Annotated in this window: 7 protein-coding genes and 1 pseudogene; 4 read left to right on the top strand and 4 right to left on the bottom strand. The window is 65.6% G+C overall.

Features of this window, described 5'->3' with window-relative positions:
- Window positions 1–3 precede the first annotated feature (3 nt).
- The 3 genes from Q0C57_RS17335 to Q0C57_RS17325 are packed head-to-tail and all read right to left on the bottom strand — an operon-like array spanning window position 4 to window position 3,393.
- Window positions 4–921 carry a TniB family NTP-binding protein gene (locus Q0C57_RS17335; RefSeq protein ID WP_296578066.1) on the bottom strand — a complete coding sequence of 306 codons (918 nt, stop codon included), beginning with the start codon at window positions 919–921 and terminating at the stop codon, window positions 4–6.
- Window positions 918–2,807, bottom strand: a complete 1,890-nt coding sequence (locus Q0C57_RS17330; protein WP_296578063.1) for a Mu transposase C-terminal domain-containing protein — start codon at window positions 2,805–2,807, stop codon at window positions 918–920. The genes Q0C57_RS17335 and Q0C57_RS17330 overlap by 4 nt, the downstream gene beginning before the upstream one ends.
- A gap of 7 nt (window positions 2,808–2,814) precedes the next feature.
- Entirely contained in the window at window positions 2,815–3,393 is a 579-nt protein-coding gene (locus tag Q0C57_RS17325) for a TnsA endonuclease N-terminal domain-containing protein (protein ID WP_296578060.1), read from the bottom strand.
- Between the two features lie 168 nt (window positions 3,394–3,561).
- Between Q0C57_RS17325 and Q0C57_RS17320 the strand changes: the two are divergent.
- Window positions 3,562–4,362, top strand: a pseudogene (locus Q0C57_RS17320) (ATP-binding protein); the annotation flags it as partial.
- A 383-nt stretch (window positions 4,363–4,745) separates the two neighbouring features.
- Window positions 4,746–6,827, top strand: coding sequence for an ATP-binding protein (locus tag Q0C57_RS17315; RefSeq protein ID WP_296578058.1), 2,082 nt, complete (start codon window positions 4,746–4,748; stop codon window positions 6,825–6,827).
- Here Q0C57_RS17315 and Q0C57_RS17310 read toward each other — a convergent pair.
- Window positions 6,772–7,383, bottom strand: coding sequence for an HAD-IA family hydrolase (locus Q0C57_RS17310; RefSeq protein WP_296578056.1), 612 nt, complete (start codon window positions 7,381–7,383; stop codon window positions 6,772–6,774). The two genes, Q0C57_RS17315 and Q0C57_RS17310, sit on opposite strands and share 56 nt — an antisense overlap.
- 125 nt (window positions 7,384–7,508) lie before the next feature.
- Between Q0C57_RS17310 and Q0C57_RS17305 the strand changes: the two genes are divergently transcribed.
- Window positions 7,509–10,091: a GGDEF domain-containing phosphodiesterase gene (locus tag Q0C57_RS17305; protein ID WP_296578053.1), complete on the top strand. Its 2,583-nt coding sequence runs from the start codon at window positions 7,509–7,511 to the stop codon at window positions 10,089–10,091.
- Between the two features lie 289 nt (window positions 10,092–10,380).
- Window positions 10,381–12,906, top strand: coding sequence for an EAL domain-containing protein (locus Q0C57_RS17300; protein WP_296578051.1), 2,526 nt, complete (start codon window positions 10,381–10,383; stop codon window positions 12,904–12,906).
- Window position 12,907: the final 1 nt, after the last annotated feature.

Genomic DNA, 12,907 nt, shown 5'->3' with positions numbered 1-12,907 from the left:
CTCTTAAGGTTCGGGCGCCAGAGTGCGAACTGCACCCAATCTCCTCAGGATATTTTTCGCGTAAATGGTTGAAATAACGTTGTCTGCAGTGATGCGTTCCGTACCGTCTTCGACCGCGGCGATCGCGGCGTGATACAGAAGTTCAGATAATCTACCCGTGAGCCCCTCCGAGAGGTTATAGAGCAGGTCGACCATCTCGGACTTCGAAAGGGGCGAGGGTTTCTTTAGCGGGATGAGACGCGCAATTGTTCTGAGGAACGTGGGGAACTCGTCGCCTCTCTCGAGCCTCGGCATCTCGATGTCGATGAAGCGCTCCTTCAGCTCAATGCTTGCACTGATAAACTCATATGCCTCGCGCGTGCCGGATAAAACCATTGGCCGCCGTATCTTGTTAGACAATTCCTTGATTTGCCGGAGCATTTCGGCTTTTGCGTCGTGGGCGGGGATGACGTTATGGATCTCGTCGAAGATGGCGAGGCGTAGCCCCACCTCTTCCATGAGTTTACGGGTGACCGGCGACAGGGCGTCGTTTTTACCGTAGGGGTTGAACACGCGACCGAGCTTGGTCAGCATCAACTCGAAGAATTCCGTGCGGTTGTTGTCCGCCGGCATTGAAATCATGATGACGGGGATGTTCGGGTAGAGGCTGGCTCTTACCTCACCCCCTTGGACAGCCTCTTCCATCTTGTCTCGGACATATCGCTCGAGAAGCGCCGTTTTGCCGACGTTTGAGTCTCCCCAGAGCAGAAGAATAGGGGAGCGCGCCTGATCGCCCCGCAAAACGAGTCGGTCCATCTCGCGGTAGATTGCTTCAACTGTCTTGGTTTGCACGAAGATGCGAGGCCAGAACTCATAGATCCTGACCTTGATCGGTTCGGAAGCCAAATGCCGGACGTCTGGGTGAAGGTGATCGAGGGTCATAGTTTGAACTTGAAGATATCGTCGTAGTCTTCCTGCGCGGTGGCTGCGTCGATGGTGTCCTTAGCCGCATTCAATGCAGCTTTGACCGAGGCCGCAACAGGGTCGTTGAGCAGCTTGGGATTCTGAGCGTTGCTCATCTTCATGCCACGAAGTGCCTTGGCCTTGTCGCGACGCATATTTTTTGTCTTCGTTTTAGCCTTATCGGCAATATGCTTTCGGTCTTCCTGTGCCCTGATCTGGTTTTCCTCGGTGCTCTTGTCGCCGTGAGACCTCAGAATTCGTAGAAGTCGGCGGTGCTGCCACAGGTTGATCGGCTCGCGCGAGGGCGTCACCCAATGGACCTGGATGTAGGTCTTGGCGAATGGATCCATCACATAAATGTACGAGATATCCCGCGGATCTCTCCTCATCCGCATCGGGATCCGTTCACCCGTGGCGTATCGCTTCTTAATTGCTGTGAGCTGAGGGCTGTCATAGTGAATATGGTCGAGGAGCAAGCCCTTCTGGGTCAGTTTTCGATCGAAGAACGGCATAAGCTCGATTCGTAGGGCCTGCGGATCTTCGGGTGGCATCGGAATCGTTTTCTTCTGCTCGCCTGTGGCGGGATCAAAGAAATACGAGTTCCACTTTTGAAGAGGCGTCATTCCGCCGAACCGTTTGCTGGGCGTGTTAATGTGTTCCTTTAGCAAATTGATTAAGTAGAGTTCGAACTCATCGATTGTGAAGATGGCCTCTTTGCTTGGGTTGCCTCTCCTGGTGGTGTGGTTTGACCCGGTAGCTCCCGGCAGGTGGTCGATCTTGCTGGCCAACTGCTTGAAGCGGTTCTCGATTGCCCCTCCGAAATGCGGCGTCCGCACTGGTCGGTGCTGGAGGTCGATACCCCAGCTTTTGCAGAACGTGCTAATCATCTCGCCGCGGAAATCTTTGGCGTTGTCGAGCTGCAGAACTCTGGGTGGTCCCCACACGGGCCACTGCATTTCCACCCCAAGGCGGCTCAGAAGCTGGTCCTTGGGTATCATGCCTTCATACAGCGTCACCCCGATGAAGCCTGCGTTGGGGGGTTCGTAGCTGAGATAGTAGCCGTAAGGCATGCCCGTCGCGATGCAGGTTGCCAGGCAGAGAACGGGGCGGCCGACCGACTCTCGCGTGGCGTCGTCCACCAGGATGCAATGCACATCCCAATAGTCTGCTTGGACGCAGGAGAGGGGACCGGTTGCCAGGGGGTGGCTGCCGCGGTTCTGACGGTAATGATGGTCTGCGACACGCCTTCCTTTTTGGGCGACCTCGACCGCATACGGATCGCGTCGTTTGACCTCGTTTATTCGGCGCACCAACGTCCAATAGGGCGGAACATTGCAGCCTAGCGCCCTGCAAATGGCGGGCAGCATTTCTTTATGAATCGTTTGGTATTTGAGAGGCTTCTTGCAGAGAATGTGGCGTTGTATCGCCGTTTCCATTGCCTGCTCCGCCGCGCTCTGCTTGACCTTGCTTTGGGCTCTGGGCTTCCAGGTGCGATCGGGAAGGAACGCGGATATGTCGTCGGTCGCCTTATACGCCGCGATGCGCCTGTAGGCAGTGGCTATGCTGAGACGGAGATCGGGACGATTGCGATGCGGGGCGATGAGCTCGCCAAGAGCTTTTCGTCCTTGTACCTCGCCGTCTAGAACGGGTTGAAGGATATCCCGGGTCTCGGTGGCGATGGCCAACTGCTCGGCGGTCAACACGTCGATCGCGAACCGGCGGTCTGGTGACGGGTCTGGGCGCTGGTGAAGGTCCGACGCCTTGTAGATGGTGATCCCGTCCTGGTTCTCGTGGCGCACACCGATGTTGTCAAAATTCGCAACACCGGTGACGAAGCCTCTGCGCCCGCCGGCGTAGACGACCATGCCGACCTCAATCCCGTGCGTCTTCCTCATGGCGAGGCATGCCCTGAAGTACCAGCATAGTCCACCACAGACATTTGGTGGTTCCTGTAACAGGGCGGTTGAGATCGCACTCGATGAACCCCCGCGAGACCCAGTGCCAAATGAACTCTTGCGCCTCGAAGGGGCGAGCCCCAGCACGCAACAGGACGTTCTCCAGCTCGACTAACTCGAAAGGCTCTTGCCGCCATCGGAACACCTCTGATGCCGCATTGTACCACTCGTCCTTCGGCCGGTAAGAACGCGCCTCAATCATCTTGCGCGCGTTGACCAGACGGGGCGTTTCGATCGACCGGTCTGTAATCACCCGGAAGCCGATGCCGATTTCTTTCAGCACCTGACGTGCGGCACGAAGCTTAGGCGCCAGCGAGTAATGCTTGTCCCTCAAGATCGCGAATGGCTTGACCTCAAATGCAACAGTTTGGGAGCCGTACGGCCATTCGACATCAGAGCGCCACGTTACGAGCACGTCCGGTGTGTATTTTCGCTCCTTGCCGCCCACGTCGACCATCACGGTCGGTTGCTGTGTGGCTATGCTCTTCAGCAGCACGTCGGAGTCCAAGATCGCGAGGAATTTGCCCTCGAGAGCCGACTCGTACTGTAGCGGGGCGTCTGAATATCGACTGGGAAACCTCCCTGTGATGGCAAACCTGCCGAGGGGCACTTTACGCATAATGTCTCCTACGCGATTCGTCTCATATGTTCCGCAAAATGCGCAATTCGTCTCAACTATGTTGTCTCGCGGAAGGGGCGCTTGGCGGGTGCGATGGCTCCTCTGGGCACGACTCTGTCTCACTACCAGTGTAAATGCTCACTGATCGGGGGCGGGTTGCGCGTCCGGCCGGGGGAGGTGTCGCTCGCCCATCACGGCGTTCTGTTCCTGGACGAACTGCCCGAGTTCCAGCCGCATGTGCTGGACGGGCTGCGGCAACCGATCGAAGCCGGCGAGGCCGTCATCGCCAGGGCCAACCAGCGCGTCAGTTTTCCCGCCCGGTTCCAGCTCGTGGCCGCCATGAATCCCTGCCGCTGCGGCAAGGCCACCGAACCGGGCTTTGCCTGCCCGCGCATGCCCAACCCCCGCTGCATGGCCGATTACCAGGCGAAGATCTCCGGGCCCCTCATCGACCGGATGGACATGGTGATTGAGGTGCCGGCGGTCTCCGCCGCCGATCTGATCCTCCCGGCGCCGGCCGAGGGGAGCCCGGAGATCGGCCTGCGGGTCGCGGCGGCACGGGCGCTGCAGCAGGCGCGCTATGGCGGGCGCGGGCTTCCCGTCAGGCTGAACGCCCATGCGCCGCCAGCCCTTCTCGACGAGGTCGCGGCCCCGGATGCGGCGGGTCTTGCCCTGCTGCGCGACGCCGCCGAGGCCCTGCGGCTGACGGCGCGGGGTTATCACCGGGTCCTCAAGCTTGCCAGGACCATTGCCGATCTCGACGGGGCGGCCGGCGTCAGGCGCGTCCATCTCGCCGAGGCCATCAGCTATCGCGGGGCAACGGATCGGGTGCGGGCCGCCGCCTGATGCCGCGCGCGGCGGGGCTGTCTTTGTGAGGACGCCGCAGGCGGCGGGACGTTTGTCGTCCTGGCGCCGCAAGTGGCGGGGTGTTCGTCGCCATGGCCCCGCAGGCGGCGGTCTGTGTCCCCTGGCCGCGGGCCTCATGCCTGTGTCCCCTGGCCGCGGGCCTCATGCCGCGGGCCTCATGGCGCGGGCCTCATGGCGCGGGCCTCATGGCGCGGGACTCATGCCTGGCTTCCCCCTCATGCCTGACTTCCCCCTCATGCCACAGACCTCATGCCACAGACCTCATGCCACAGACCTCACCCCGCTCAGCGGTCATGGTAACCCGGCGTCAACCCTGTCTGTTTACGCTCTGCCCATCGTTCGGGGTTGCGTGGAGAGTTGCGGTGGATGCTTTCGCCCTGGTCGCGGGTGGCGCGGCAGCCTTCGGCGTGGCCGCCGTCGCGGCCCTTCTGCACCTCGCCCATGGCCGCCGGGCGCTGCTGCGCAAGACGGCGGCGCTGGAGGACGCGGTCGAGGCCCTCACCGACCGGGTCTTCGAACTGGCCGAGAGCGAGGAGCGGCATCGCGGGCTGATCGATGCCCAGGGCGATCTCATCGTGCGGCGCGACCGCCAGGGAACCATCACCTTCGCCAACCGGGCCTTCGGCGATCTCGTCGGCCTTGCCGCGGCCGATCTGGTCGGCCTCGATCGCGGCCCGGTGGTGATCGACCGCGCGGAAGAGCGGCGCGAGGCCGACGGCTCCTGCAGTGCCGACGAGCTGATCGCCACGCCCGCGGGGCATCGCTGGATCGCCTGGCGCCACCATCCGATCCGCGATGGCGAGGGACGTTGCGAGGAGATGCAGTCGGTCGGCCGCGACATCACCGACCGCAAGGCCGCGGAGGCGGCGCTGGCGCTGTCGACAGCCCGGGCGGAAGGCGCCAACGAGGCGAAGTCGCGTTTCCTCGCCACCGTCAGCCACGAGATCCGCACCCCCCTGAACGGCATCCTCGGGATGGCGGACCTGCTGCTGGATACCCCCCTGTCGCCGGACCAGAAGACCTATGCCGATGCGGTCAAGGGGTCCGGCGAGGCGCTGCTGGCGCTGATCGACGAGATCCTCGATTTCTCGAAGATCGAGGCGGGCCGCCTCGACCTCGACGTCGCTCCCTTCGACCTGCTGCCGATCATCGAGGGCGCGGCGGAGCTGCTCGGCCCGCGCGCCCAGGCCAAGGGGCTGGATGTGGCGACCTCCGTCGCCCCCGACGTGCCGCCGCGGCTGACCGGCGATGCGACGCGTCTGCGCCAGGTCCTGCTCAATCTCGCGGGCAATGCGGTGAAGTTCACCGAGACCGGCGGCGTGACCATCGCGGCGACGCGCGACGACGATCATCTCGTGCTCACCGTCGCCGATACCGGTCCGGGGATCGCACCCGCCGATATCGAGCGCATCTTCGGCGAATTCGAGCAGGGCGAGACGACCTTCTCCCGCCGCCATGCCGGCACCGGGCTCGGTCTTGCCATCTCGCGGCGCATCGTCGCCCTCATGGGCGGGACGCTCACCGTCGCCACCGCGCTCGGTGCGGGCGCGACCTTCACCGTCCGGCTGCCGATGACGATCGCGGCCACGGCCGGCCCGGCCGATGAGGGCCTTGCAGGTCTGGCCGTGCTGATCGTCTCGCCCTCGCCGATCGAGCGCGCGGCGCTGGCCCAGCGGCTGACGGCGCGCGGGGCGGTCGCCACGGCCTGCGAAGGCCTGCCGGACCTTGCGCCGGGGCGCTTCGACACGGCGATCCTCGACTACCGCCTCGGCGAGGACGGTGTCGCCGCGGTCCTGTCGGTGCTGTCCGCGCGGGTCGAGCGCACGGTGCTCCTGGTGCGGCCGGCGGAGCGGTCGGCCGTGGCTGTCTGGCGCCAGAAGGGGATCGGCGGCTGGCTGGTGTCACCCGTCCGCGAGGCCTCGCTCCTCATGCAGATGCGCGGCCAGGGCCCCGGCCCGGCGGAACGGGAGGCCGAGGGGGAGGGCAGGGCCGACCCGCACGCCGTGCCAGCCGGCCCGTCCCTGACGGTGCTGATCGCCGAGGACAATGACATCAATGCGCTGCTCTGCCGCAAGCTCCTTGAAAAGCTTGGCCATCGGGCCGTCTGGGTGAAGGATGGACGCGCCGCCGCGGCCACGGCCCTCGACCCGGAGGCCGGCATCGACCTCGTGCTGATGGACATGCAGATGCCGGAATGCGACGGCCTGTCAGCGGCCAAGCTGATCCGGGCAGGAGAAGGGGACGGCCGGCGTCTGCCGATCGTCGCACTCACCGCCAATGCCTTCCCCGAGGACCGGGCCGCAGCCATCGCCGCCGGAATGGATTCCTTCCTCACCAAGCCTCTCGACCGCGACCGCCTGGCCGAGGCGATCGACCTCCATGGCAAGGTCACCACGCCAGGCCCCGCGCCCGCAGCGCGGCGGAAAGGGAAGGCGCGTCGGTGAAATGGACCGCGTCCATGCCGAAGGTACGCGCTGCCTCCACGTTGCGGGGCGAGTCGTCGATGAAGAGACAGGCCTGCGGTGCCAGGGCATGGCGCTCGCAGAGGACCGCATAGATCCGCGGGTCCGGCTTGTTGATGCCGACATCGGCGGAGAGGACCAGCCCGGAAAAGGCGTCGAGGAAGGGATGGGCCGGCCGCGTCCGGTCGAAAAGCTCCCGCGAGAAGTTCGAGATGCCGTAGACCGGGCCGCGCGCGGCGAGGCCCTCGAAGATGGCGCGGGTGCCCGGGACCTCTCCCGGCACCGCGTCCAGCCAGTTGTCGTAGAAGGCGGCGAAGACCGGGGCATGGTGGGGAAAGCGGGCGGCATGGTCGGCGACCGCTTCGGCGACCGCCCGCCCGGCATCCTGGCGGGCGTGCCAGTCCATGAACCCGACCTCCTCCATAAAGGCGTCGAGCGCCGCCCCGTCATCGAAATGCGGCGCGAGCGCCGCCCGCGGCTCCCAGCGCAGCAAAACCTGGCCGATGTCGAACACGGGTATCGCGTGAGTTGCCGTCATGAGCGCCGTCCCCCGGGAAATTAACCGTCATGTAACGGTCAGATCGCGGCATAGTGGTGGATCGTAACGAACTGATAACGCCCTGAAGGGACAATCTGCGCAACAAGACTCAGGGTCCGCTCCAGATGCCGGGAACCAGAAAGGCGATGCGGAAAGGCGGCGATGTGCCGCTTCCCGTATCCTCCGCTCGCGAGGCCGGCCTGCTCAAGCGCGCCCTGGCGATCGCCGGCATGGGCTATTGGCAATCTGCCGGGCCCGACAGCCAGACGTTGTGGATCTCGCCCGAACTCGCATCCCTGTATGGCCTTGCCACCGCAGAGGGGGTGATCGCGGTTGACGCCATCCGTGGGCGCTATCTCGGCACCGCAGCCGACGACCTCCATCGCGGTCTTCTCCTGTGCTGGAGCGAGGGCCTGCCCTACCGCGTCGAGGGCCAGTATCGTCATCCCGATGGACGGGTCATCGATCTGTCCGTCCATGGCGAGGCCGAGCGCGACGCGGCGGGCCGGGTCGTTGCGGTTTCGGGGATCGTCCGCGACGTGTCCGAGGAAAAGGCCGTCCTGCGCTCCTTCGCAGCGAGCGAGCAGCGCCTCGCCGACTTCATCAGCACGGCCTCGGACTGGTGCTGGCAGACCGATGCCGACCATCGCCTTCTCCCCAATGCGCTCCCGGCCGAAAAGAACACGGCGATCCAGACGATTGCCGCAGGCCATGTCGCCCGCTGGGACCTGCCCTATCTTCCCGAGGATCGCGACGCCATGGCGCGCCACCGCGCCGATATGGAAGCACATCGGCCGTTTCGGGCCTTCACCTATTCGCTGATCGGTCCCGGCGGCGACAAGGCGACGATCCGCACCAGCGGCAAGCCCGTCTTCGATGAAAACGGCGCCTTCCAAGGGTATCGCGGCACGGCCAGCGACGTCACCAAAAGAAAGGCGACCGAGGAGCTTCTCGCCCGCCGGACGACGGCCCTCGCCGAAGCGCAGCGGCTCGGCCGGATGGGATCCTGGCATTATCGGCTGGGCGACGCGCAGGTCACCTGGAGCGAGGAGCTCTATGCGCTGACGGGATATGATGCGGCGACGCTCGACATGTCCCACGCCAACATCCTCTCGCATTTCGCCGCCGACGATGCCGCGCGCCTCCAGGACATGCAGAAGCAGGTGCTGAAATCCGGGGGGGCGACCAGTGCCGACCTGCGGTTCCGGTGTGCCGACGGCCGCGTCGGCGATTTTGCCGTCAACTGCAAGGCGGACGTCGTCGCCGGCAGGATCGTGGGCGTCATCGGACTGGTGCAGGACATCAGCGAACGCAAGCTCGCCCACCGCCAGCTGGAAGAGCTGGCTTTCACCGATCCACTGACCGGCCTCGCCAATCGCACGCAGTTCAAGCGGACGCTGACCACCATGGTCGGACGCGCCCTGCTCGAGGATTGCTTCGGGGCGCTGTTGCTCATCGACCTCGACCGCTTCAAGGAGGTCAATGATTCCCTCGGGCATGCCGCCGGTGACGAATTGCTCTGCCGGGTCGCCGGCCTGCTGCGCCAGCAGCTTGGCGCGGAGGCCTTCATCGCCAGGCTCGCGGGCGACGAATTCGCGGTGCTGATCGAACGCCCGACGCGGCATGACGACATGCGGGAACTGGCCGACGGGCTCATTGCCCTGATCTCCGGCCCGCTCGACCTGGCCAACGGCGAAGCCTTCATCGGCGCCACCATCGGCATCGCCAAGCTGCCGGAGGATGGGGCGACGACGGAACTGGCGATGCGGCACGCCGACCTCGCCCTGTCCATGGCCAAGGAAACCGGTCGTGGCCGGTGCATGGTGTTCGAGACCGAATATGCGGAGGCGGTCGAACAGCGGATGATCCTGGCGCGCAACCTTCGCTATGCGATCGAGCAGAACGAACTCCACGCCCACTACCAGCCGCAGGTGGAACTTGCGACCGGCCGTGTCATCGGCTTCGAGGCGCTGCTGCGCTGGACCCATCGGGAACGCGGCGCGATCTCGCCGGCCGAGTTCATCCCGGTGGCCGAGAGTTCGGGCATCATCGTCGACCTCGGTCTGTGGATCCTGCGGGAGGCCTGCCGCCAGGGGCGCGCCTGGCTCGACCAGGGCCTGCCTCCCCGCGCCATCGCCGTCAACGTCTCGCCGGCGCAGTTCTGGAACCTGGATTTCGAGACCGCCGTCTCCGCCGTGCTCGCCGAGACGGGCCTGCCGCCCCACCTTCTCTGCCTGGAACTGACGGAGAGCCTTTTCGTCGATCAGAGCGAGCACCAGATCAGCCGGACGCTGGGGGCGCTCTCCGCCCTCGGGGTGCGTCTGGCGCTGGACGATTTCGGCTCCGGCTATTCCTCGCTCGGCTACCTCACGCGCCTGCCCTTCGACCGGCTGAAGGTCGACAGGTCCTTCGTCGACGGGGTCTCGACCCAGCCCGACAAGCGCAAGCTCCTCGGTGGCATCATCGCCCTGTCGCGCGGCCTCGGCATGTCCGTGGTCGCGGAAGGGGCCGAGCGGCCGGCGGAGGTCGACGTGCTTCGTGAACTCGGCTGCGACGTGGTCCAGGGCTATGTCTATTCGCGTCCCGTGACGCCGGACATGGCCCCGCTCGTCGCCGAGTCGATCGAGCGTTCGCCACTGGGCGAATGGTCCCGCCGCCCGGCGCGGCTGGAACGGGCCCTGCCGACCGTCGCCGCACTGACGGTCTGAGGCAAGGCTTCAGCCGCCGCGTTTCCCGGTGTTCGCGCCGGATCGTTCTCGGCGCGCGCTGCAGGCGCTGCGTCCCGTCGCCGACGCAGCCGGGCTGGCCGATGCCATGGACGAGCATGCCGGCTGCCTGAGCGGCACCCCCTCCAAGGGCACTAATGGCATTTGATTACATTTTGTTCAGCGCTTTTGCGTTACGTCATGTCGAGCAATTGTGCTGCAAGTCTTGTTCGGGATCTTGAAACTGTCGAGCGCCGCCCCCAACCATGTCCAATCAGTCGGCACCGGAGACATGAATGCGCCGCTCCCCGAGCCTTCCGGGCACGCCAGCCGCGCCATGCGTATCGCCGGGGTGGGTTACTGGGTCGTCGAAGCGCGTGATCCCTCGACAAGCTGGGTCTCCCCGGAATTCGCCGCCCTGATCGGCGTGTCGTCTGCCCCGGTCCGCATCGATATGGTGCGAAGCCGCTACCAGGGCGACGGCGCCGTGCGGATGGAGGAAGCGTTCCAGCGTTGCCTTTCGGATGGGACGGCCTATGCCATGAACGTGGTTTACCTCCATCCCGATGGGCGGGTTCTCTCACTGCGTTTCCATGGCGAAGCAGAGCGGGACGCGTCGGGAGCCATCGTCCGCGTCATCGGTATCGTCACCGACGAAACCAGCGAGACCCAGGCGTTGGAGAAGGTCGCCGCCTCGGAACAGAGGCTGGCGGATTTCCTCGACACCGCGACAGACTGGTGCTGGCAGACCGATGCCGCGCACCGTTTCGAGAAGTTCGACGCGGGCAGCGCGGCACAGTCGATCGACATCCGCCTCGTCATCGGCAAGCGTCGCTGGGACCTCGACATCCCGGCTTCCTCCCGCCCAGAACTGGAGGCTGTGCGAGAGGCGATGGAGGCCCGCCGGCCGTTCCGCAATCTCGACTACACCGTCAATACCCGCATGGGACCCCGCCGTGTCCGCACCAGCGGCAAGCCGATGTTCGACGCGGACGGAACCTTTCGCGGCTATCGCGGCACGACGAGCGACATCACCGAGCTGCGCGAGACCGAGCGCCTGTTGCTGAAGCGGTCGGTCGCGCTTGCCGAGGCCCATCGGCTCGGCCGCATGGGGTCGTGGTCCTATCTCCTGGGCGACGCGAGCGTGACCTGGAGCGAGGAGCTCTTCTCGGTCACCGGCTTCGACCCGGCGACCTTCGACAGCTCCCGCGAGGCAGTCCTGGCGCTGTTCTTGCCGGAGGACCGGCAGAAACTGCTGGACGTGCAGCGCGCGGTTCTGAACGATGGTGGTGCGCATAGCTGTGACGTGCGCCTGCGCTGTGCTGATGGCTGCATCCGCGATTTCGCTTTGACCTGCAAGGGCGAGGAGCTCGGAGGCAAGGTCGTCGGTTTCGTCGGCACCGTGCAGGACGTCACCGAGCGCAAGCAGGCGCAGCGGCAGCTTGAGGAACTCGCCTATGCGGATCCGCTGACCGGCCTCGCCAATCGTGCGATGTTCAAGCAGGCGCTGACCAAGGTCATCGGCAAGACCCTGTTCGAAAGTCGCTTCGCGACGCTCTACCTGGTCGATCTCGACCGGTTCAAGGAGGTCAACGACGCCTTCGGCCATGCTGCGGGCGACGAACTCCTCTGCCGTGTGGCCGCCATCCTGCGCCGGGAGTTCGGCGAGACCGCCCTGATCGCGCGGCTGGGGGGCGACGAGTTCGCGGTGCTGATCGAGCGGGCCCACCAGCACGAGGATGCCCGGCTCATCGCCGACGACCTGATCCATGCACTGTCCGGGCCGATCGACCTGACCAGCGGCGAGACCTTCGTTGGCGCCACCATCGGCGTGGCGATGCTGCCGGAGCACGCGACCTCGACGGACCAGGCCATGCGGCATGCCGATCTCGCGCTCTACACGGGCAAGGAGGCGGGCCGCGGCCGCTCGGTTCTGTTCGAGCCGGCCTTCGCCGCAGCGGCGGAGCAGCGTCTGCTGCTGGCCCGCGACCTGCGCCATGCGATCGAGGACCAGGAGCTTCACGCCGTCTATCAGCCGCAGGTGTGTATCAGCTCCGGCAGGGTCATCGGCTTCGAAGCGCTGCTGCGCTGGACCCACCGCGAGCGCGGGGCGATCTCGCCGGCGGTGTTCATCCCCGTCGCGGAGAACTCCGGCATCATCGTCGACCTTGGCCTGTGGATCCTCCGCGAGGCCTGCCGCCAGGCGAAGACCTGGCTCGACCAGGGTCTGCCGCCGCGCACCATGTCGGTCAACGTCTCGCCGGCCCAGTTCTGGGCCATGGATTTCGAGACGGCCGTCGCCGCCGTGCTGGCCGAGACGGGCCTGCCAGCGGAGCTGCTCTGCCTCGAACTGACGGAGAGCCTCTTCGTCGACCAGAGCGAGGAGCGCGTCAGCCGCACGCTCAGCGCGCTGTCGCGGCTCGGGATCAAGCTCGCCCTCGACGACTTCGGTTCGGGCTACTCGTCACTCGGCTATCTGACGCGGCTGCCCTTCCACCGGCTGAAGGTCGACCGCTCCTTCATCGACGGCATCGCCAGCGACCCGGCCAAGCGCAAGCTGCTCGACGGCATCATTGCCCTGTCCCGCGGCCTCGGGCTCGCCACCGTGGCGGAGGGCGCCGAGAAGCGGGCCGAGGTTGACGTGCTGCGCGACCTCGGCTGCGACTCCGTGCAGGGCTTCGTCTACTCCCGCCCGGTCGGGCCCGACGCGGCGACGGCGGTGGCAGCCTCCATCGAGGCAGAGCCGCTACCGGTCAACCGCGCACCATGCCTCGTCCCCGACGCCGAGACGACGGCGATGACCGCCGCCCTCGGCTGAC

This window comes from Phreatobacter sp., from assembly GCF_022843985.1.
GTDB lineage: Bacteria > Pseudomonadota > Alphaproteobacteria > Rhizobiales > Phreatobacteraceae > Phreatobacter.
This window is presented reverse-complemented; position numbering and strand designations above follow the sequence as displayed.

Coding starts and splice junctions, on each gene's coding strand:
- Q0C57_RS17335 (WP_296578066.1), bottom strand. CDS start 921: ATGACCCTCGATCACCTTCACCCAGACGTCCGGCATTTGGCTTCCGAA.
- Q0C57_RS17330 (WP_296578063.1), bottom strand. CDS start 2,807: ATGGTCGTCTACGCCGGCGGGCGCAGAGGCTTCGTCACCGGTGTTGCG.
- Q0C57_RS17310 (WP_296578056.1), bottom strand. CDS start 7,383: ATGACGGCAACTCACGCGATACCCGTGTTCGACATCGGCCAGGTTTTG.
- Q0C57_RS17305 (WP_296578053.1), top strand. CDS start 7,509: ATGCCGGGAACCAGAAAGGCGATGCGGAAAGGCGGCGATGTGCCGCTT.
- Q0C57_RS17300 (WP_296578051.1), top strand. CDS start 10,381: ATGAATGCGCCGCTCCCCGAGCCTTCCGGGCACGCCAGCCGCGCCATG.